Annotated in this window: 25 protein-coding genes and 1 riboswitch; all 25 genes read left to right on the plus strand. The window is 47.1% G+C overall.

The window, feature by feature from the left end; all coding sequences use genetic code 11:
• Positions 1-316 precede the first annotated feature (316 nt).
• The 25 genes from D1B31_RS15500 to nuoH all read left to right on the plus strand — a co-directional run bounded on the left by D1B31_RS15500 (position 317) and on the right by nuoH (position 21,416).
• Positions 317-712, plus strand: a complete 396-nt coding sequence (locus D1B31_RS15500; protein ID WP_118922016.1) for a KGG domain-containing protein — start codon at positions 317-319, stop codon at positions 710-712.
• Between the two features lie 129 nt (positions 713-841).
• Positions 842-1,285 (plus strand): GNAT family N-acetyltransferase, encoded by a 444-nt coding sequence (locus D1B31_RS15505; RefSeq protein WP_118922018.1) that lies wholly within the window; start codon positions 842-844, stop codon positions 1,283-1,285.
• 180 nt (positions 1,286-1,465) lie between these two features.
• Positions 1,466-2,509 (plus strand): L-threonylcarbamoyladenylate synthase, encoded by a 1,044-nt coding sequence (locus D1B31_RS15510; RefSeq protein WP_118922020.1) that lies wholly within the window; start codon positions 1,466-1,468, stop codon positions 2,507-2,509.
• A gap of 126 nt (positions 2,510-2,635) precedes the next feature.
• A complete protein-coding gene (locus D1B31_RS15515) occupies positions 2,636-3,190 on the plus strand; it encodes a manganese efflux pump MntP (protein ID WP_118922022.1) in 555 nt (184 codons plus the stop codon).
• Between the two features lie 382 nt (positions 3,191-3,572).
• Positions 3,573-4,037, plus strand: coding sequence for a low molecular weight protein arginine phosphatase (locus D1B31_RS15520; protein ID WP_118922024.1), 465 nt, complete (start codon positions 3,573-3,575; stop codon positions 4,035-4,037).
• Positions 4,038-4,060: 23 nt separating this feature from the next.
• Positions 4,061-4,510 carry a ribose 5-phosphate isomerase B gene (gene rpiB, locus D1B31_RS15525; RefSeq protein ID WP_118922026.1) on the plus strand — a complete coding sequence of 150 codons (450 nt, stop codon included), beginning with the start codon at positions 4,061-4,063 and terminating at the stop codon, positions 4,508-4,510.
• A gap of 35 nt (positions 4,511-4,545) precedes the next feature.
• Positions 4,546-5,121 (plus strand): TIGR01440 family protein, encoded by a 576-nt coding sequence (locus tag D1B31_RS15530; RefSeq protein WP_118922435.1) that lies wholly within the window; start codon positions 4,546-4,548, stop codon positions 5,119-5,121.
• A gap of 86 nt (positions 5,122-5,207) precedes the next feature.
• Complete coding sequence (gene glyA / locus D1B31_RS15535) at positions 5,208-6,449, plus strand: serine hydroxymethyltransferase (protein ID WP_118922437.1); 1,242 nt, start codon at positions 5,208-5,210, stop codon at positions 6,447-6,449.
• Positions 6,450-6,613: 164 nt separating this feature from the next.
• On the plus strand, positions 6,614-7,243 hold the full coding sequence (gene upp, locus D1B31_RS15540) for a uracil phosphoribosyltransferase (RefSeq protein ID WP_118922028.1): 630 nt from the start codon (positions 6,614-6,616) through the stop codon (positions 7,241-7,243).
• 530 nt (positions 7,244-7,773) lie between these two features.
• Positions 7,774-7,992 carry an AtpZ/AtpI family protein gene (locus tag D1B31_RS15545; RefSeq protein ID WP_118922030.1) on the plus strand — a complete coding sequence of 73 codons (219 nt, stop codon included), beginning with the start codon at positions 7,774-7,776 and terminating at the stop codon, positions 7,990-7,992.
• A 7-nt stretch (positions 7,993-7,999) separates the two neighbouring features.
• Complete coding sequence (locus D1B31_RS15550; RefSeq protein ID WP_118922032.1) at positions 8,000-8,371, plus strand: ATP synthase subunit I; 372 nt, start codon at positions 8,000-8,002, stop codon at positions 8,369-8,371.
• A 25-nt stretch (positions 8,372-8,396) separates the two neighbouring features.
• Positions 8,397-9,110, plus strand: a complete 714-nt coding sequence (gene atpB / locus D1B31_RS15555; RefSeq protein WP_118922034.1) for a F0F1 ATP synthase subunit A — start codon at positions 8,397-8,399, stop codon at positions 9,108-9,110.
• Positions 9,111-9,186: 76 nt separating this feature from the next.
• Positions 9,187-9,399 carry a F0F1 ATP synthase subunit C gene (gene atpE, locus D1B31_RS15560; protein ID WP_118922036.1) on the plus strand — a complete coding sequence of 71 codons (213 nt, stop codon included), beginning with the start codon at positions 9,187-9,189 and terminating at the stop codon, positions 9,397-9,399.
• 173 nt (positions 9,400-9,572) lie between these two features.
• Positions 9,573-10,091 carry a F0F1 ATP synthase subunit B gene (gene atpF, locus D1B31_RS15565; RefSeq protein ID WP_118922038.1) on the plus strand — a complete coding sequence of 173 codons (519 nt, stop codon included), beginning with the start codon at positions 9,573-9,575 and terminating at the stop codon, positions 10,089-10,091.
• Positions 10,088-10,624 (plus strand): F0F1 ATP synthase subunit delta, encoded by a 537-nt coding sequence (locus tag D1B31_RS15570; protein WP_118922040.1) that lies wholly within the window; start codon positions 10,088-10,090, stop codon positions 10,622-10,624. The genes atpF and D1B31_RS15570 overlap by 4 nt, the downstream gene beginning before the upstream one ends.
• Positions 10,625-10,646: 22 nt before the next feature.
• The gene (gene atpA / locus D1B31_RS15575) at positions 10,647-12,155 is read left to right on the plus strand and encodes a F0F1 ATP synthase subunit alpha (RefSeq protein WP_118922042.1); all 1,509 of its coding nucleotides are present in this window, start codon (positions 10,647-10,649) and stop codon (positions 12,153-12,155) included.
• A 109-nt stretch (positions 12,156-12,264) separates the two neighbouring features.
• Positions 12,265-13,122 carry an ATP synthase F1 subunit gamma gene (gene atpG / locus D1B31_RS15580; RefSeq protein ID WP_118922044.1) on the plus strand — a complete coding sequence of 286 codons (858 nt, stop codon included), beginning with the start codon at positions 12,265-12,267 and terminating at the stop codon, positions 13,120-13,122.
• A gap of 386 nt (positions 13,123-13,508) precedes the next feature.
• Positions 13,509-14,930, plus strand: coding sequence for a F0F1 ATP synthase subunit beta (gene atpD, locus D1B31_RS15585; protein WP_118922439.1), 1,422 nt, complete (start codon positions 13,509-13,511; stop codon positions 14,928-14,930).
• A gap of 20 nt (positions 14,931-14,950) precedes the next feature.
• The gene (locus tag D1B31_RS15590; RefSeq protein ID WP_118922046.1) at positions 14,951-15,358 is read left to right on the plus strand and encodes a F0F1 ATP synthase subunit epsilon; all 408 of its coding nucleotides are present in this window, start codon (positions 14,951-14,953) and stop codon (positions 15,356-15,358) included.
• 453 nt (positions 15,359-15,811) lie between these two features.
• Positions 15,812-15,894: riboswitch (cyclic di-GMP riboswitch) on the plus strand.
• Between the two features lie 12 nt (positions 15,895-15,906).
• Entirely contained in the window at positions 15,907-16,725 is an 819-nt protein-coding gene (locus D1B31_RS15595; protein WP_118922048.1) for a transglutaminase-like domain-containing protein, read from the plus strand.
• Positions 16,726-17,299: 574 nt separating this feature from the next.
• Positions 17,300-17,674, plus strand: a complete 375-nt coding sequence (locus tag D1B31_RS15600; RefSeq protein ID WP_118922050.1) for an NADH-quinone oxidoreductase subunit A — start codon at positions 17,300-17,302, stop codon at positions 17,672-17,674.
• Positions 17,665-18,177, plus strand: coding sequence for a NuoB/complex I 20 kDa subunit family protein (locus D1B31_RS15605; RefSeq protein ID WP_118922052.1), 513 nt, complete (start codon positions 17,665-17,667; stop codon positions 18,175-18,177). Before D1B31_RS15600 ends, D1B31_RS15605 begins: the two co-directional genes overlap by 10 nt.
• 3 nt (positions 18,178-18,180) lie before the next feature.
• Positions 18,181-19,302, plus strand: coding sequence for an NADH-quinone oxidoreductase subunit C (locus tag D1B31_RS15610; protein WP_118922054.1), 1,122 nt, complete (start codon positions 18,181-18,183; stop codon positions 19,300-19,302).
• A gap of 3 nt (positions 19,303-19,305) precedes the next feature.
• Positions 19,306-20,406, plus strand: a complete 1,101-nt coding sequence (locus tag D1B31_RS15615) for an NADH-quinone oxidoreductase subunit D (protein WP_118922056.1) — start codon at positions 19,306-19,308, stop codon at positions 20,404-20,406.
• The gene (nuoH, locus tag D1B31_RS15620; protein WP_118922058.1) at positions 20,406-21,416 is read left to right on the plus strand and encodes an NADH-quinone oxidoreductase subunit NuoH; all 1,011 of its coding nucleotides are present in this window, start codon (positions 20,406-20,408) and stop codon (positions 21,414-21,416) included. Before D1B31_RS15615 ends, nuoH begins: the two co-directional genes overlap by 1 nt.
• Positions 21,417-21,457 lie beyond the last annotated feature (41 nt).

Here is a 21,457-nt window from a genome sequence, read left to right on the forward strand (position 1 = left end):
ACCTCACGTACGGTTTGATGAGGGGGAACAGGAAAAGGACTTGCCCACTTGTCTGGCTTAGTAAGGTGGAACACCCTGAAACCCGAGGACAAGAAGGGCAAAGTCTAATTCCTGTTTTCTACTCTACAAAAAATAGTAATTTAAATAAATTAAACACATTCTGAACTAAAATCTTTTTCCTCCACAGGGTAGAAATTCCTAAAATATTTTCTTTTTATTTCAAATACATAACAAACCCATATTAAGAGTTTTTATTAACGAGAAGCGGATAAAGAAGGAGTGTGCACCACAAAATCTTCTAAGGAGTGATCTTACGATGGCTAAAAAAAATAATAACAACGGAAAGATGTCTCGAGAAGAAGCAGGACGCATGGGTGGAGAAGCAACTAGCAAAAAGCACGACAAGGAATTCTATCAGGAAATAGGCCGTAAAGGCGGCGAAGCAACAGCTGATTCCCATGACAAGGATTTCTATCAGGAAATCGGTAAAAAGGGCGGCGAAGCAACAGCCGAATCTCATGACAAGGATTTCTATCAGGAAATTGGTAAAAAAGGCGGCGAAGCAACAGCCGAGTCACATGGACAGGAATTCTATCAAGAGATTGGCCGTAAAGGCGGAGAAGCGACAAGTGAAAACCATGACCGCAGCTTTTACGAAGAAATCGGTGAAAAAGGCGGAAAGGCCCGCTGGGATAAGGATAACGACAAATAATAGCATTTCACAAAATATAGGGATGCCTGAGAAATCAGGTATCCCGTTCTTTTTCCCCAAAGAAAAGTTCTATTCTTTTTCGTGTCTTCATACTCATAGAGTAGATTACTAGAATGGGGAGTGGGGAGAATGGAATTGACGATGAGAAGCGGGGAAAGAGCAGACTTTGCAAGGATCATTGAATTTTTGGAAAAGGCAGGGCTTGGCACTGCTGGAGTGACAGAAGAAACAGCAAATTTGTTTTTGCTGGCAGAAAAGGATGGTGCCATCCGGGGGAGTCTTGGAATTGAACAATATGGAACTTTCGGGCTGCTGCGGTCGCTTGCGATTACGCCTGGAGTGAACGAACAGGAACTGCTTTCGATGTTTGAGCAGATGCTTCTTTTGGCAAAAAATAAAGGAATAGCCTCACTATACTTGGCAACGAACAAGCGAGAGGCCATCCCATTCTTTGAAATGGCGGGATTTACGATGATTGTCAGAAGCGAGTTGCCGCCTGATTTTTTCAATTCTCCACATGTCCTAAACATCTTGAATGTGGATAACTCAGTTTTTTTGAAATTTTCAATTTAAAATAATGGTATATCCACAAAGTTATCCACCATTCAAATAGAGTTATCCACAAATTGTGGATAATGCCTTGTGTTTCCATCATTGTTCTTTTATACTTTCAAAAAGAAATTAACTAGAAAACGCTTTTGAATGCTTACTTTTTTAGAGCATGCAGGCATAAGAGATAAAGGTGAAAATGAGATGGATACAAAATGTTGGATAGTGGATAACATTGTGGAAAAGTTAAAAAATAATCCACAGATTAAGCAGGCAGCAAAAAAGTTGATTCAAAATGAAGTCGTGGCTTTTCCTACGGAAACCGTTTACGGTCTTGGCGGGAATGCGGGGAGTGATGAAGCGGTTGAAAAAATATTCACCGCGAAAGGAAGGCCGTCCGATAACCCCTTGATTATCCATATTGCAGATCGAGGGCAGATGGACAGCTTTGTCACTGATCTTCCCGAGGTGGCGCTTCAATTGATGGACGCCTTCTGGCCAGGCCCATTGACGCTTATTTTGCAAAAGAAAGAACAGGCTCTCTCAGAAAAAGCGACAGCGGGGCTTGGGACTGTCGGTGTTAGAATGCCGGACCATCCTGTCGCACTCGCGATCCTGAAGGAATGCGGCCTTCCGGTTGCAGCGCCAAGCGCAAATAGTTCAGGTAAGCCAAGCCCGACAACAGCGGAGCATGTGGCAGCCGATCTGAACGGAAAAATAGCCGGGATTGTTGATGGCGGGCCAACAGGGGTTGGGGTCGAATCAACCGTCCTTGATTGTACAAGTCCGGTTCCTGTTATTCTTAGGCCGGGCGGAGTGACGAAGGAGCAGCTAGAAGAAGTGATTGGCCGGATTGAGGTCGACCCTGCTTTGATGGGAGCAGAAACAAAGCCAAAATCGCCGGGAATGAAGTACCGGCATTACGCCCCTGAGGCTCCGCTGTATTTAGTTGCAGGCGGTATTGAGGGCGTTCAGAGGGTAGCCCAGAAATATAGACAAGAAGGAAAACGGGTCGGAATCCTTGCAACGGATGAAAGTGCTCCCTTATATGAGGCCGAACTGGTCCTGGCCTGCGGAGAAAGGAGCAGACTGGAAACAGTAGCTGCGTCCCTGTACGATACGCTAAGGCTGTTTAATGACCATCAACTGGATTTGATCTTAAGTGAAATGTTCCCCGAAGAAGGTGTCGGCCATGCGGTTATGAACAGGCTAATGAAGGCAGCCGGCAACAAAGTCATAACGGATTAGATTTTTTTGGAGATTCATTTTGAGAAAAAAGATTGATGTACACATCCAATTTTATGAATTTTCCTGCCTTCTAAACGCCCTTGGACGTGCATATGATGAACTAGCATGTCCGGGGAGCTGGTCACAATGTCGACATTGGCAGGAGAATTGGCGACGCTGCTTTTGATGGCGTTCGCTCTAGGAATGGACGCTTTTTCAGTTGGACTAGGAATGGGGATGTACAGACTCAGGCTGAGGCAAATCTTTAAAATTGGGCTGACAATTGGGGTATTTCATGTATGGATGCCGTTTGCCGGGATGATTGCCGGCAGGTTTCTGTCGGAGCAGTTCGGCTCTTTTGCTTCACTGATTGGCGGCCTTTTACTCATTCTGCTTGGTCTCCAGATGATTTGGGCGGGTTTGAGAAAAGAACATGAAAGTATCATCACGCCCATTGGATTTGGGCTCATGTTTTTTGCCCTGAGTGTCAGCCTTGATAGTTTTTCGGTTGGGCTCACGCTCGGGATTTATGGGGCACGGACGATGGTGGCCATCATTTGTTTCGGGATTGCTGCTGCGATTTTAACATGGGCGGGATTATTAGCCGGCAGAAAAGTACAAGGCTGGCTTGGTTCTTACAGTGAATCCCTTGGAGGAGTCATCCTCCTCGCCTTTGGCCTGAAATTACTATTGCCATTATAAGATGTAAGGAAAACAGCCTTGGAGGACGGGGCTGTTTTTTGTTTTTTAGAAAATTAACTTGTTTAAAACTCAAAAAAGTTTTAGTAATCCAGCTCCAGCGCCTAGCCCCTCGAGGTCTTAAGCCGATTCCCTCCGGAGGGCAGGCCCATCCTCGGAAATGCTCGCATTTCCTTCGTGCGTGGGCGAATTCAGGGATGCCCTTCAGTGTCCTGCGGGACTCGGCTTAAGCTTGTCGGGGCTGAGCACAATGGAAGGCTCCTAGGAATAATCATCGCAGTGACAGGGGGGGTGCCTGTCACGAAGGCGCTTGCGCTTTTTATAAGTAAGCATGGTTGGAAATTCAATTGTTGCACCTATATAATGAAGGAAAGGAGGTCGTGGTATGCAGCGCGTTTTGTTTGTTTGTACAGGCAACACTTGCAGAAGCCCGATGGCTGAAGCAATTTTGAAAAATAAACAGCTTCCGGGTGTGGAAACAAAATCAGCAGGTGTTTTTGCGGCAAGCGGAGCGGCGGCGTCTCCCCAGTCCGTTCAGGTAATGGACGAAAACAAGATTCATCATGCCCATCAATCGAAGCCGCTTGCGAAAGACGATGTTGAATGGGCGACTGTCATCCTCGCTATGACCATTTCCCATAAGCAGGCAATTCTTGGCCAACATCCCGTGGCCGCTGGAAAAACATATACGTTGAAGGAATTTGCCGGGGAAGAGGGATATCCGGATGTCAGCGACCCATTCGGGGGAAATGTTGATTTTTACCGGGATACGTTCGCAGAACTTGACCGGCTGATTGAAAAGGCAGCAAGAAAACTGCTGGAACAGGAAAATGGGAATACTACTCATTAACTTGCATTTTAGGAGGACATATAATGAAAGTAGCACTTGCATCTGATCACGGCGGAATGACGATCCGCAAAGAAATTGCAGCTTTGCTGGAGGAATTAAAGATTGACTATGAGGATTTCGGCTGTGAATGCGCGGATTCCGTTGACTATCCCGACTACGCACTGCCTGTCGCCGAGAAGGTGGCGGCCGGGGAGTTTGACAGAGGCATCCTAATTTGCGGTACAGGCATTGGGATGAGCATCAGTGCCAACAAGGTAAAAGGAATCCGATGTGCGTTAGTCCACGATTCATTCAGCGCAAGAGCGACAAGGGAGCATAATGATACGAATATGCTCGCAATGGGTGAGCGGGTGATTGGACCTGGACTCGCTCGCGAAATTGCCGAAATATGGCTGACAACTGAATTTACCGGTGGAAGACATGCAAACCGGGTTGGCAAAATTACGGCTTATGAGGAGAAGAATCTTAAATAGTAGTGCCGTTTACGGCAAGGCTGGAGGGAGAAGGTTTGCAACTTGACATTGACAAGTGGGAAGCAGAATTCGGCGAGGTTTTGGACAAGTTCATGGAACAGGTTGAACTGAAGCCAGGCATGCTGATGGTGGTCGGCTGCAGTACAAGTGAAGTGGCCGGGGAGCGAATCGGGACGGCCGGAACAACTGAGGTGGCTGAAATGCTTTTCCGCCAGTTGGACAGGCTGCGGGAGAAAACCGGCATTACACTTGCCTTCCAGTGCTGCGAGCACCTGAACAGGGCTTTGGTTATGACCAGGAAGGGCGCGGAGGAGCGGAATCTTGAGGAAGTCTCGGTCATCCCCGTAAGGAATGCCGGCGGAGCGATGGCTTCGTTTGCTTTTGAAAAAATGCCAGATGCTCTTGTAGTGGAGTCAGTCAAGGCGGATGCGGGGATTGATATTGGCGATACTTTGATTGGGATGCATCTGAAGCCGGTTGCAGTACCTATCCGGGTTGGTCGCCGGAATGTGGGCAACGCAAATGTGGTGCTCGCAAAAGTGCGTCCGAAGCTGATTGGCGGCCCGCGGGCGGTGTATGAGCGGAACCGGGACAATCTTTCTTGTACATGAGGTATCTTTTTCAGTAGGAAACTGCTAAAATGGTAACGAATTTTCTAAATAAATAGACACGAATTTCGAGGGGGAAGGGATTCATGATGAAGCACGTGGCAAAGCGGGACCCGCAGGTTTTTGAATCGATTCAGAAGGAGTTACAAAGACAGCGGTCGAAGATTGAATTGATTGCATCGGAGAATTTCGTCAGTGAAGCTGTTATGGAAGCGCAGGGCTCTGTGCTGACAAATAAATACGCGGAGGGTTACCCGCATAGGCGTTATTATGGCGGCTGTGAGTATGTCGATGTGGTTGAGGACCTGGCGCGCGACCGGGCGAAGGAGATTTTCGGGGCGGAGCATGCGAACGTCCAGCCGCATTCAGGGGCACAGGCGAACATGGCGGTTTATTTTACCATTCTTGAGTCTGGTGATACGGTTCTTGGGATGAATCTATCACATGGGGGCCACCTGACACACGGCAGTCCAGTCAACTTCAGCGGTGTCCAGTATCATTTTGTTGAATACGGTGTTGATGAGGACACACATCTGATTAACTATGACGATGTCCGCGCGAAGGCGCTTGAGCATAAGCCAAAGCTGATTGTCGCCGGTGCGAGCGCGTATCCTCGCGAAATCGATTTTAAAAAATTCCGCGAAATCGCAGATGAGGTTGGCGCCTATTTAATGGTCGATATGGCTCATATTGCAGGTCTCGTAGCCGGTGGCCTTCACCAGAATCCTGTCCCGTATGCGGATTTCGTTACTTCAACCACGCACAAAACATTGCGCGGACCGCGCGGCGGCCTAATCCTTTGCCGTGAGGAGTTTGCGAGGAAAATAGACAAGTCCGTTTTCCCAGGCATCCAGGGCGGCCCTCTTATGCACGTGATCGCTGCCAAGGCGGTTGCTTTCGGCGAGATTATAAACAACGGCTTTAAGGAATACGCAGGAAAGGTTGTTTCAAATGCGAAGGCATTGGCGCAGGCCCTTCAGGAAGAGGGCGTGACCCTAGTTTCCGGAGGAACGGACAACCACCTCATCCTCGTTGACCTGCGCTGCCTCGGCCTGACAGGAAAAGTGGGCGAAAAGGTATTGGATGAAATCGGCATTACGGTCAATAAAAACACCATTCCTTTTGATCCTGAGAGCCCATTTGTCACCAGCGGTATCCGGATTGGGACCGCTGCTGTTACAACACGTGGGTTCGGAGAAGAGGAAATGAAGGAAATCGCCTCCATTATGGCATTTACCTTAAAGAACCATGACGATGAAGAAAAGCTTAAGGAAGCAGCTGGGCGGGTTGAAGCGCTGACCAGCAAGTTCACCCTTTACCCTGAATATTAATTTACTCAAGGAAGCAGCGGAGCCTGCTTCCTTTTTTGGGGGCAATATCTTCCTGTCTAGCCGCTTACACATTTCTTCTTGCCCTGCCAAAACTTTTTCTGTAAAATGAGACGAAGTGTGCCAACCTATATCAGAGGAATCTATTTAGCAGAGGGGCGATTATTATGGCAAAAGTATATGTATTTGACCACCCGTTAATCCAGCATAAGCTAACGTACATCCGTGACAAGAACACTGGGACAAAGGAGTTCCGCGAGCTTGTCAATGAGGTCTCAATGTTGATGGCCTTTGAAATTACGAGAGATATGCCGACAGAGGACATTGAAATTGAAACACCTGTCTGCGTTGCAAAGGCGAAGGTTCTTTCCGGAAAGAAAATAGGGGTGATTCCAATCCTCCGTGCCGGCATCGGAATGGTTGATGGAATCCTGAAGCTTATCCCTGCTGCGAAAGTCGGCCATATCGGCCTGTACCGCGATCCGGAAACTCTTCTTCCGGTAGAGTACTATGTTAAGCTGCCGAGTGACGTGGAAGAGCGTGACTTCATCGTTGTCGACCCAATGCTAGCGACTGGCGGTTCAGCTGTGGAAGCGATCAATTCTCTTAAAAAACGCGGTGCTAAGCACATTAAATTCATGTGCCTGATTGCTGCACCAGAAGGTGTTGAAGTCGTTAAGGAAGCACATCCTGACGTTGACATCTTCATCGCGGCCCTTGATGAGAAGCTGAACGAAAAAGGCTACATCATTCCTGGACTTGGTGATGCCGGAGACAGGCTGTTCGGGACAAAATAATAAGAATAATATTTGTATGCGTAGAAAAGCCGGACGGGTTCGTTCTAAACCCCATCCGGCTTTTTTTATTGAAACAAATCCTTAACATTAGCGATAAACGTCCGTGCTATATTATAATAGAAGAAATTTACTATTTTCTTGTAGGAAAAACCCTGTTTTGAAGAGTTGTTGGAATGAGGTTTAACTGGAAATTTTCCAGATGCCTAAATTAAAACAGCCGCCATAAAAAACAAAGTGTTATGGAACAATAAAACCACTTCACATACAGTGTAAACCTTTAATAAAAGCATACGGTAATGATGATGCAATTTCCGCGCCATTACTGGATTTTCCGCAAGAACTTTGTGAATTTTTTCACCATCATATGGATTGACATTGATAGGGGGCTATTGTATGCTAACAAAGGGCATAAAATGATAGGGTTTTCATGTTTTTTCCTGCGTAAATGCTCCGTATTGGTACAGATTTTTTCCATACATATAGCTGCCCTTTTTAACGGTTCTCATTCTCTAAAGTGAGGATGCGATAAAATGCGGAAATATGACCGCCCCTTTAAAGCAATGGCACTTTCGTCGGCAATCCTTTCCCAGCTGGTAGGATCCATTCTCATCGGTATTTTTGCCGGTAGATGGATTGACGGAAAAACCGGCACTGAGCCGCTTTTTCTCATCATAGGACTGTTTATCGGATTGGCAGTGGGAGTTTATGCGGTTCTTCGCCTCGTCCAGCAATACTTTTCAGGAGACTGACACAAATATGTCCGATTTAAGGGCCATTTATAACTACATTCGCAGATATCTCTTTTTTTTATTGGCTTTATACGTTCTAGCCTGGGGATTCACTGATCACCGGCAGATTTTTGGCGGGCTCATTTTAGGGACAGCCCTAAGCATGTTCAACTTATGGTTAATGGTCAGAAAGACGTACCAGCTAGGGGATGCCGCTGTAAAAGGCAGGAAGGTATACTCGCTGGGCACGTTTTCGAGGATGGCTGCCGCTGTCCTTGCTGTCATCATTGCAATGGAATATCCCAACCATTTTCACTTTATTAGTGTTATTTTAGGTTTAATGACATCCTATATTGTCATTATGATATATTTTTTCAAGCAATTATTGTTACCTAAATAGACTTTAAGAAGCGAGGTGAATACTGTTGCATCATGAAAATCCAATAGTGGGCCCGTTTTTTGGCATGTATTTCAACTTGTCAAACGTCTTGACCATTACGGCGGCGAGCCTGATCGTTTTCATCATCGCTGTCCTTTCGACTCGAAGGCTGGCAATGAAGCCGACTGGCATGCAGAACTTCATGGAATGGGTGATGGACTTTGTAAAGAACATCATTAAAGGCTCCATGGATTGGAACGCAGGCGGAAGGTTCCATGTTCTAGGTATAACTTTACTGATGTACATATTTGTATCGAATATGCTAGGACTTCCACTGGCTGTCGCATATGGTGACACACTCTGGTGGAAATCGCCAACGGCTGACCCTGTCATCACGTTGACACTTGCGACAATGGTAATGGGCCTTTCCCATTATTACGGAGTCAGGCTCCACGGACCGAAGGAATATGCCAAAGGCTATTTTAGACCGGTAGGCTTCTTGTTTCCATTAAAGCTGCTTGAGGAGTTCTCCAATACTCTGACACTGGGCCTGCGTCTTTACGGAAATATCTATGCAGGTGAAATTTTACTCGGGTTGTTGGCTACAGGGCTTGCCACATCATTTGGTGGTGTGCTGGCCGCGGCTGTGCCTACAATTGTATGGCAAGGATTTTCCATCTTTGTCGGATCGATCCAGGCTTTTATTTTCACATTGTTAACAATGGTCTATATTTCCCACAAAGTGAGCATTGATCATTGATAATATATAAACCCGTTCATAACTCATGGACAAAAAATAATTCAAACAAACTATATTCGAGGAGGAAATTATTATTATGGGTGCTATAGCAGCAGCAATTGCAATTGGTTTGGCAGCATTGGGTGCAGGTTTGGGTAACGGTATGATTGTTTCTAAAACAGTAGAAGGAATGGCTCGCCAGCCAGAAGCTCGCGGTATGCTTCAAACAACAATGTTCATCGGGGTTGCGTTCGTAGAGGCGATTCCTATCATGGCTGTTGTTATCGCGTTTATGGTAGTTGGCCGATAATAGATTTTTAACAATGGCGAAGACCGCATACAAAGGAACTTCGCCTTTCCTTTATATTTTAAGGAAAAACTCCTGTCAAAAATGCAGGCTTCATCATAGCCGAAAATGTTTCGAATCCACAATAAATGCACCCGGAATCCGGGTGAATGACTCTTGAAGGGAGTGACTCGAGGGTGTTGACAAGCAGTTTCGTATTAGGCGCAGCAACGAAATTCAACAACGGTGATATATTATTCCAATTAGCAATGTTCCTCATTTTAATGGCATTGCTCAAAAAGTTTGCATGGGGTCCTCTAATGGGCGTCATGAAAGAGCGTGAAACACATATTTCAAACGAAATCAGCCAAGCTGAAAAGGCGAATCAGGATGCGAAGAAACATCTTGAAGAGCAACGTGAGCTTTTGAAAGAAGCACGGCTTGAAGCACAAGGCCTGATTGAAAATGCCCGTAAGCAGGGAGATGTCCAGCGCGATGAAATCATCGCGATCGCACGGACTGAGGCGGAAAGGTTGAAAGAATCCGCCAAACTTGAAATCGAGCAGCAGAAGGAGCAGGCTGTTGCGGCCATCCGCGACCAGGTTGCATCACTTTCTGTCATGATCGCTTCTAAAGTGATCGAGAGGGAATTGGGTGAGCAGGATCAGCAGAAGCTGATTGATGAATTTATCCAAGAGGCAGGAATCGGCCGATGAGCACGACGATCATATCAAAACGATATGCCGTGGCTTTATTCAAGCTGGCAGAGGAAAAGGGTTTGCTCGACACGATAGAAGAAGAAATCCGCGTCGTAAAGGACGTATTCAGCAGCAACAAGGAATTAAATGCTGTACTGCATTCACCGAGACTTTCGCTTGATGAAAAGAAGGCCATTGTCAAGGGCGCATTCACAACTCTGAATCCATATTTGCTGAACACCCTCATGATTCTGATTGACCGCCACAGGGATAGTGAAATTCCCGGGGTGGCTGAAGGGTTCATTGAACTTGCCAACGAAGCGAGGGGCATAGCTGAAGCAACAGTCTACAGTGTACGGCCTTTGTCGGATGAAGAAAGAATTGCGTTGTCCGCCTCTTTTGCGGCTAGGGTTGGCAAAAATGCTCTCCGGATTGAAAATATCGTTGATACCGACCTGCTCGGCGGGATCAAAGTCCGGATTGGAAACCGAATTTTCGACGGCAGCCTGCGAGGCAAGCTAGACCGTCTAGAGCGCAGACTATTGATCTAAGATTTAGATAGGGGTGAAACTCATGAGCATCAAAGCTGAGGAAATCAGTGCGCTGTTAAAACAGCAAATCGAAAACTATCAGTCGGAAATTCAAGTAAGTGATGTTGGTACAGTCATCCAGATTGGTGACGGTATTGCCCGTGCTCATGGCCTCGACAATGTCATGGCCGGGGAACTTGTTGAGTTTTCGAATGGCGTTATGGGTATGGCGCAAAACCTTGAAGAAAATAACGTCGGTATTATTATTCTTGGACCATATACAGAAATCCGCGAAGGCGATGAAGTCCGCCGTACTGGCCGGATTATGGAGGTTCCGGTTGGCGACGCACTCATCGGCCGCGTTGTAAACCCGCTCGGACAACCGATTGACGGCATGGGTCCAATCAATACGACCAAAACCCGTCCAATTGAAGCAGTCGCTCCAGGGGTTATGGATCGTAAATCTGTTCATGAGCCGCTTCAGACAGGCATCAAGGCGATTGACGCCCTTGTACCGATCGGACGCGGACAGCGTGAATTGATCATCGGTGACCGCCAGACTGGTAAAACAAGTGTCGCCATCGATACAATCATTAACCAAAAAGGCCAAAACATGGTCTGTATCTATGTTGCAATCGGCCAGAAGGAATCAACAGTGCGTAATGCGGTGGAAACACTCCGCAAATATGGCGCGCTTGATTACACTATTGTTGTAACTGCATCGGCTTCCCAGCCGGCGCCGTTATTGTTCCTTGCTCCGTATGCCGGTGTTTCGATGGCTGAGGAGTTTATGTACGAAGGCAAGCACGTGCTAGTTGTTTATGATGACCTTACGAAGCAGGCTGCTGCTTACCGTGAGCTTTCCCTGCTTCTTCGCCGCCCTCCAGGCCGTGAAGCTTATCCAGGGGACGTTTTCTACCTGCACAGCCGTTTGTTGGAGCGTGCAGCGAAATTGAGCGATGCAAAAGGCGCGGGTTCAATCACTGCCCTTCCGTTCATTGAAACACAGGCGGGTGACGTTTCCGCTTATATTCCAACGAACGTTATTTCAATTACAGATGGACAAATCTTCCTTCAGTCGGACCTGTTTTTCTCCGGCGTACGCCCGGCGATCAACGCTGGTCTTTCTGTATCCCGAGTAGGAGGCTCCGCGCAAATCAAGGCGATGAAAAAGGTTTCCGGAACATTGCGTCTTGACTTGGCATCCTACCGTGAATTGGAAGCTTTTGCCCAGTTCGGTTCTGACCTTGATAAAGCAACACAGGCCAAGCTTGCCCGTGGCGCCCGTACAGTAGAAGTACTAAAGCAGGATCTTCATAAGCCGCTTCCGGTTGAAAAGCAGGTTATGATCCTTTACGCACTGACACGTGGGTTCCTTGATGATATTCCTGTCGGTGACATCCGCCGTTTTGAAAACGAGTTCCATTCATGGCTCGACCACAACCGCAAAGACGTGTTAGACCATATCCGCACAACGAAGGAGCTTGCATCCGACGAGGATATGGCAGCTGCGATCAACGATTTCAAGAAGACATTCGCAGTAACAGAATAAACGAGGAGGGTGTGCAAACTCGCGCGCTTTACCGTGATGATCTAACATGCTGGGGCAGGGGTCCAGGACGGGCCCCCGTCCTTAACTTTGATAAGGGTGGTGAGAACCAGTGGCATCATTACGCGATATAAAGTCACGGATTGTATCAACAAAGAAGACGAGCCAGATTACGAAAGCGATGGAAATGGTGTCTGCGGCTAAATGGAACCGCGGCGTCATGAGTGCGAAAGCGTTTGTCCCTTACATGGAAAAAATCCAGGAAGTGACAGCTTCGATAGCGGTCGGCAGCAAGGATATAAACCATCCAATGCTCCTGTCGCGCCCAGTCAAGAAGACAGGATATATTGTGATTACCTCCGACCGTGGCCTTGCAGGCGCTTATAACAGCAACGTCCTTCGGGATCTGTATCAGACCATCCAGGAGCGCCATAAATCGAATGATGAATTCGGAATCATCGCGATTGGAAGGATTGGACGCGACTTTTTCCAGAAAAGGGGAATGAACGTAGTCCTTGATATTGTCGGAATTTCGGACCAGCCTTCTTTTGACGATATAAAAAACATTACGAGCAGTACAGTAGGAATGTTCTCTGACGGGACTTTCGATGAACTGCATATCCAATACAGCCATTACATCAGTGCGATTTCTCAGGAAGTGACTCATAAAAAGCTTTTGCCGCTAACAGATATATCGGCTTCCACAAAGCTTACATCTTATGAGTTCGAGCCCAATGCCGAAGAAATCCTTGATGTCCTTCTTCCACAGTATGCCGAAAGCCTTATTTACGGAGCTTTGCTCGACAGCAAGGCGAGTGAGCATGCGGCGAGGATGACAGCAATGAGGAATGCAACAGACAATGCGAAAGAGCTGATCAATTCTTACAGCTTGAAATATAACCGTGCCCGCCAGGCGGCAATCACTCAGGAAATTACTGAGATTGTCGGCGGAGCATCTGCTTTGGAGTAAGCCTGATTCTTACAAGGATATACAGGCTGGGATTTGTTTAAAAAGAATATGAGTTGATTGGAGCGGAGGGGACTGACTCCGGCGGGATGCAGCGGCAAGGTGGAGACCCATGAAAAGCGGAAGCGCCTCGGTCAGCCCCGACAAGCGCTGGAGGGCCTGAAGGAGAAGTCGTTCTTTGACTTCACCTGAAGGACCGAAGCGACCTCGAGGGGCTAGGCGCTGAAGCTGGCCAAACAGGCGCCAATGCGCCGAGGAGGCTCCACTGACGCCCCGCGGAAAGCATGTCCCCGAAGTGGAAATCAACAGTTCTTACACTTTTTTACGCACAAGACAATCTGCAGCTTTTGCAAAAAAGCCAGGTTTCTCTATTGATTGGAGGGAAAACGATGAACACAGGACATGTCCTGCAAGTTATGGGACCGGTTGTTGACGTTAAGTTTGACAGCGGCAGCCTGCCGGAAATCTATAACGCATTGAAAATCAGTTCCAAAGCGCGTGATGAATCAGAAGTTGATATAAACCTGACCCTGGAAGTGGCCCTTCACCTCGGCGATGATACAGTCCGTACGATTGCGATGGCTTCGACAGACGGCCTGACCCGCGGATTGGAAGTTGTTGATACAGGAGCGCCAATCTCGGTTCCGGTTGGGGATGTCACTCTTGGCCGAGTTTTCAACGTACTTGGTGAATCAATCGACCTCGCCGAAGAATTACCGGCAAGCGCACGCAGGGATTCCATCCACCGCGAAGCGCCTACATTTGAACAGCTTTCTACAGAAGTTGAAATTCTTGAAACTGGAATTAAAGTTGTCGACTTGCTCGCACCTTATATTAAGGGTGGGAAAATCGGACTTTTCGGTGGTGCCGGTGTAGGTAAAACCGTTCTAATTCAGGAATTGATCCATAACATTGCCCAAGAACACGGCGGTATCTCCGTATTCGCAGGTGTCGGTGAACGTACACGTGAAGGGAACGACCTTTACCATGAAATGACCGATTCTGGTGTTATCAAGAAAACGGCCATGGTATTCGGCCAGATGAACGAGCCGCCAGGGGCAAGGATGCGTGTTGCTCTGACTGGTCTGACAATGGCGGAGTTCTTCCGTGATGAGCAAGGACAGGACGTTCTTTTCTTCATGGATAATATTTTCCGATTTACACAGGCAGGTTCCGAGGTTTCCGCTCTGCTTGGCCGTATGCCATCCGCGGTTGGATACCAGCCGACACTTGCTACCGAAATGGGCAGGCTTCAGGAGAGGATCACCTCTACGAATAAAGGTTCTGTTACTTCCATCCAGGCAATTTATGTACCAGCCGACGACTATACCGACCCGGCGCCGGCAACGACATTTGCCCACTTGGATGCAACGACAAACCTTGAGCGTAAGCTTTCTGAGATGGGGATTTACCCAGCTGTGGATCCGCTCGCTTCGACTTCCCGCGCACTGACGCCTGAAATTGTTGGCGAAGAGCACTACTCAGTTGCCCGCCAGGTCCAGCAGACGCTTCAGCGTTACCGTGAACTTCAGGATATTATTGCGATACTTGGTATGGATGAGTTATCAGATGAAGATAAGCTCACTGTACACCGCGCGCGCCGGATCCAGTTCTTCTTGTCCCAGAACTTCCACGTTGCGGAACAGTTCACAGGCCAGCCTGGATCTTACGTACCAGTGAAGGAAACGGTTAAAGGCTTCCGTGAAATCCTTGATGGCAAGTACGACCATCTTCCTGAAGATGCATTCCGCCTCGTAGGCCGCATTGAAGACGTGGTCGAAGCTGCTAAAGGCATGGGTGTAGAGGTCTAAACAAGCCAGGAGGGTGAAAGATGAACACGATTAAAGCTAGTGTTGTAACTCCCGATGGCCCGGTTTATGATGCCGAAGTCGAGATGGTAAGCACGAAAGCCCAAAGCGGTGAACTGGGAATCCTCCCCGGCCATATTCCAATGGTTGCCCCGCTGCAAATTGGCGCAGTCCGCCTGCAAAAGGAAGGAAAGACCGAATTAGTCGCCGTCAGTGGAGGCTTCCTCGAGGTCCGTCCAGATCAGGTGACCATTTTGGCCCAAGCTGCCGAACAGTCAAGTGAAATTGATATTGAACGGGCTCAAAGGGCAAAAGAACGCGCTGAACAGCGCCTCAAAGAACGGCAGCAGGAACACGTAGACTTCAAACGGGCTGAGCTGGCACTTCAGCGAGCCATTAACCGCCTAGCCGTTGCGGAGAGAAGAATATAAATACTTAGGAAAAGGGAGACTTCGGTCTTCCTTTTTTTGTTGGCAACATTCTGTCCATAGGGGAGCGCACGGAGAATCTGGTGACTTTAATTACATAAGATCTGTCCCAACATAGTGCATCTTGGGACAGACAACAAGAAGATATTCGTGTATCAGTCCCAACACAGGGCACCTTGGGACAGAGATCCAGGAGATTTACATGTATCTGTCCCAACAAAGGGCACCTTGGGACAGAGAGCCAGGAGATTTACATGGATCTGTCCCAACATAGTGCATCTTGGGACAGACAACAAGGAGATTCACGTGGATCCTGTCGAAGAAGCGACATCACTCATTTTGAACCTTCATATTTAGACAATTAACCTTCCTTATATAGGGAGTTATACTAATATATTGTAGAAAATTGGCTAAAAAACGGATAAAATGAAGTAAGAAAAGAAATACAGAAACTTTTCTGCGAAAAGGCAAACCTGTTGGAAAGCAGGGACGCAAAGTTAAGGGCCCAACATAGAAGGCAGCAAAGCCTGGCTACCGAAAGGAGATTTTTTTTGCGCAAATTTTTAGGTGTAATGATCTGTTTCCTGCTGTTTTTGCCATTTGTACCTGCGGTTGCCGAAGCCAGGCTGGTTCCAAGCCAGCAATCCGCATCCATTGATGCCAGCGGGCTCGGAAAAGGGGTCGTGTCAGTAAAATATGCCAGCAAAGCCGGAAAACAAGGAAAGGCTGGCATTACGAAGAATGGAAAAACCTATTATTACGATCTGCCAGGTAATGGGGCCGCGGTCCGACTGCCTCTGCAAATGCAAAATGGGATGTATAAGGTGACTATTTTTGAACAAACAAAAGGCAACGAATATATGATGGTTGCCTCAAAAAATGTGTCACTACAACTCAAGGATTCCAAAACAGTTTTCCTTCAGCCGGTTCAAAATGTACACTGGACTGCTTCGATGGCCCCCATTAAGACGGCAGCCAATCTTACGAAGGGAAAGGGAAAAACGGAGGACAAGATTAAGGCTATCCACAATTATGTGATTCGTAATGTAAAATACGACTTCAACAAAATGAAGACAGTCCAGAGTGGATACGTACCAAATATCAACACTGTTTTTGCTGCGAAAAAAGGAATTTGCTATGATTATGCGGCATTGTTTGGCGCCATGCTCAGAAGCCAGGGAGTCCCAACCAAACTTGTTACCGGATATTCCTCAAAAGTCCAAGGCTACCATGCCTGGAATGAAGTTTATATTAAAGAACAAAACAAGTGGGTCATTGTTGACACAACTGTAGATGCTTCGTCCAAAAATAATTCTAAAATATCAATCTATAAAAAAGCATCAGAATACAAGAAAATGAACGAATACTAGAGTAGCCCGTCCAGAGAAGGGATGCAATGCCTTCTTGGACGTTTTTTGACATTTGCATGTCAGAAGGATCATCCTGATCTCCTTCCCGATAAAAAAGTGAATAGAAGACTAATGAACAATCCTGGTCCCGAATACGATAGAAATAGAAACCCGTAGGCAGGCTTTAACTGTAGGAGCGACGGGAATCTATTTGATTATGAAATTTTGGTCGATTTGAGGCAGGGAGGAGGTAACGGGATAACCCCAATATTGCAAGAAAAAATGTGATAAATTGACAAACATCACTGACAAGGACTTTTGGTATAAGTAAAGTGTAAATGGGGGCTTTACTGGTTCAAAACTTTGAATCCGGGAAAAAAACCCATTATGATAGATGACAAGCCCTATCTTTAAAGAAAGATCAACAGGAAGTTTTTTTATCGCTTCCAGGGAGAGAGTTTACTTCAAAATTAGGGAAGGGGGAGCTTCTATTTTTTGGTGAAAGGGTTTGTCGACACGGAATTGCAACAATGCTATAATGAATTCGGTTACAATTCACTAAAATGAAAATATTACAACATTGGAGGGGATGGGCATGGAACTGCTGAATTTATATCAGAATAACTATCTGATAGTTTTTGTGTTTCTATGTCTGGGGATTTTGCTGCCGGTGGTGGCGTTGTTTTTGGGTAAACTTCTGCGTCCATACAAGCCAGTCGAGGCGAAGTATACTACGTACGAAAGCGGTATTGAGCCGTTTCACGATTCCCGTGTGCAATTCAATGTCCGCTATTATATTTTTGCCCTAATGTTTGTTATTTTCGATGTTGAAACGGTCTTTTTATACCCGTGGGCCGTCGCTTATGAGAAACTCGGGATATTTGCACTGATTGAAATGGCAATTTTCGTATTAATGCTAGTGCTCGGGCTTGTTTATGCATGGAAAAAGAAGGTGCTAAGATGGATTTAAAATTGGACAGCATATCACCTCAGGAAATGGAAGAAATGAAGAGGAATGTCTTTTTAACCACGTTGGAGCAAGTCAAAGCCTGGGCTAGAAGCAACTCCCTTTATCCAATGACTTTCGGGCTTGCTTGCTGCGCGATTGAAATGATGGGTGTTGGATCATCCCACTATGACTTGGACCGTTTCGGTTCGTTTTTTAGGACCTCTCCAAGGCAGTCTGATGTCATGATTGTTTCAGGTACGGTTACAAAGAAAATGGCGCCGATTGTCCGCCGTCTATATGACCAGATGCCTGAGCCTAAATGGGTCATCGCAATGGGGTCATGCGCTACAGCCGGAGGTCCTTATATCTATTCCTATTCGGTTGTAAAAGGTGTTGACCAGATTGTCCCGGTTGATGTTTATATTCCAGGATGCCCACCGAATCCCGCTGCGCTGATTTATGGAATCAATAAACTCCGGGAAAAGATTCGCTACGAGGCGAAGACTGGGAAGAAGGTGATTTAACCGATGAGCGGGGAGAAAGATCTGGAACAATTAAAGAAAGAAGCGGTTGAGAAGGCCAAAGCGGCCGCCGCTGCAAAGAGGGCAGCCAGGGAAGCGGGTTCAGCTTCAAAACCTCCTGTGAATGAGAAACCTGCTACAGAAAAGCCAGTTGAAACCGATCCGGCGAAGGCAAAAGCGGAAGCTGCAGCCAAAGCCAAAGCGGCGGCGCTTGAAAAGAGGAAAAACGCCGCAGCAGTAAATCAAGAAGCAGAGAATTCTGATGGAATGAAAGCGGTTGCAGATACAAATAAGGCTGCAGGGGCAGATGAAAAGGCAAAGGCCGCCGCGGCAGCGAAGGCAAAAGCAGCAGCCGCGGCCAAAGCCAAAGCGGCGGCGCTTGCAAAGAAATCAGGCGAAGGCACTGCTGAGCCTGCAGGTGACGATGCCAAGGCAAAAGCCGCTGCAGCAGCGAAGGCAAAAGCGGCAGCAGCTGCAAAAGCCAAGGCAGCAGCCCTGGCCAAACAATCAGGTGAAGTAGCCGGAGACGACGAAAAGGCAAAAGCCGTTGCTGCAGCAAAGGCAAAGGCGGCCGCAGCCGCGAAGGCAAGGGCAGCGGCAGCTGCAAAGGGAGCATCGGGTGCTGTGGAAGCAAAGCCTGAAGTTCCATCGCCAAACCAACCTTTCCTTGATAAATATATAAAAGTCATTAAGGAACATCTTGGTGAAGATGTCCTCGAAGATTCCTATATTAACAAACTTTCAAAAGATGTCCCCACTCTTGTCGTTAAACCTGAATCATATTATAAAGTGGCCCAATTCCTTAAATATAATGAACAATTGGGTTTTGATTACTTATCGGAATTACATGGGTCTGATTTTGAAACCCATTTGGAACTATATGTGCATTTATTCTCATATAAGAACAGGCAATCCGTAGCCATGAAGGTTAAGATTGACCGAAACTCGCCAACAATTGAATCCCTGCAGCCACTTTGGGCAGGAGCAGACTGGCCTGAATGCGAGGCATACGATTTACTCGGCATTCAGTTTACAGGGCACCCGAATCTACATCGAATTATGCTTGGGGAAGATTGGGTTGGCCATCCACTTAGAAAAGACTACGAGCAATACGACGTGGAGGTGTAACCATTGATACGCACAGAAGAAATGCTATTGAATGTAGGGCCTCAGCACCCAAGCACCCACGGTGTGTTCCGGCTTGTTATTAAGATTGATGGGGAAATCATTACACATGCCCAGCCGGTAATCGGCTATTTGCACCGTGGCACTGAAAAACTTGCAGAGAACCTGCAATATACGCAAATCATTCCGTATACAGACCGGATGGATTACATATCCTCAATGACCAATAACTATGTCATTTGCCATGCGGTTGAAACAATGATGGGAATCCAGGTGCCTGAAAGGGCAGAATACCTGCGGGTCATCGCCATGGAGCTTAATAGGGTCGCAAGCCACCTTGTCTGGTGGGGAACCTATTTGTTGGATATGGGAGCTGTAAGTCCGTTCCTTTATGCCTTCAGGGAACGGGAAATGGTTGTTAATCTGTTAAATGAACTTTCCGGGGCAAGGCTGACATTCAATTATATGAGGGTTGGCGGAGTCAAGTGGGACGCGCCAGAGGGCTGGATTGAAAAAGTAAAGGCTTTTATTCCTTATATGAGGGAGCAGCTGCAGGGCTACCATCAGCTTGTTACCGGAAATGAAATATTTATGAACCGCGTAAAAGGCGTGGGCCGGTACACCAAAGAAGAGGCCATTCAGTATTCTTTGACTGGACCTACCTTAAGATGTACAGGCGTAAAGTTCGACCTCAGAAAAGATGAGCCATACTCAATCTATGATCGCTTCAAGTTTGATGTGATAACGGAGGAAGGCGGAGACTGCTGGTCCCGCTATAAAGTCAGGATCAGGGAAATAGAAGAATCACTGAAGATATTGGAACAGGCGTGCGAACAATTCCCAGAAGGCGGTGAAATCCTCGCCAAGGTGCCAAAAATCATCAAGGCGCCAAAAGGGGAAACCTACGTAAGGATCGAATCGCCGCGCGGTGAAATCGGCTGCTATATTGCGAGTGACGGGAAAAAGGAACCTTATCGCTTAAAATTTAGAAGACCATCATTCTATAATCTTCAAATTCTATCAAAACTGCTTGTCGGTGAAAATATGGCGAACATGGTCGCCATTCTTGGAGCAATTGATATTGTCCTTGGGGAGGTGGACGGTTAATGGTAGAAGATCTGCTTACCTCAAGCCCGGGACTCGTCAATTTCGGAATATTCTTCTTGCTGGCAACCGTTTTACTATTGGTCGTGCTTGGTTTTGTTACGTATGGCATCCTTGCTGAGCGAAAGGTCATGGGCTTTATGCAGCTTAGGCATGGCCCGAACCAGGTCGGCGGCCGTTGGGGCCTGCTCCAGACAGTCGCGGACGTATTAAAGCTTTTATTGAAGGAAGATATTATTCCAAAGGTGGCAGACAGGCCGCTGTTCATCCTGGCGCCTGTCATCGCATTTGCACCGTCTTTCATGGTGCTCGCAGCCATTCCGTTTACAGATAAACTACAGTTTGCCGATATTGGAGTCGGACTTCTTTATTACATCGCCATCTCGGGCATCACAACTCTCGGGATGGTAACCGGCGGCTGGGCGTCGAACAATAAGTATGCACTGCTTGGTGGTGCGAGGGCCGCGGCCCAAATGATTTCCTACGAAATTCCGCTTGTCATGTCAGTCCTTGGGATCATTCTTCTGACAGGCAGCCTGAATTTGAATGACATTGTTTATGCCCAGCAAAATGGCTGGTACATCCTCCTCCAACCGATTGCATTCATTGTATTCATGATTGCATCCGTTGCGGAGCTGAACAGGACACCATTTGACCTTCCAGAAGGTGAATCGGAGCTTGTCGCCGGCTATCATGTTGAATATTCCGGCTTCCGCTGGGCGTTCTTCATGTTGGCGGAATATGTGTATCTGTTTGCGATGGCTGCTCTTACAACTGTCTTATTCCTTGGCGGATGGCTTCCACCGCTGTCGGTTCTGGACTTCATTCCAGGAGCGGTATGGTTCTCGCTCAAATTCAGCGTCATTGTCTTTATCTTAATCTGGTTCCGTGTAACGTTCCCTCGTTTCCGGGCTGACAAGTTGATGGAGTTTGGCTGGAAAGTCCTGCTCCCAGTCGCACTCGCGAACGTATTCCTGACAGCATTGATCAAAGAGCTTTTTAAACTGTTCTAATAAAAGAAAGTACATTACTTCTTCGGCTTAAGCCGGTTAGA

Source organism: Neobacillus notoginsengisoli, from assembly GCF_003515685.1.
Taxonomy (GTDB): domain Bacteria; phylum Bacillota; class Bacilli; order Bacillales; family Cytobacillaceae; genus Bacillus_D; species Bacillus_D notoginsengisoli.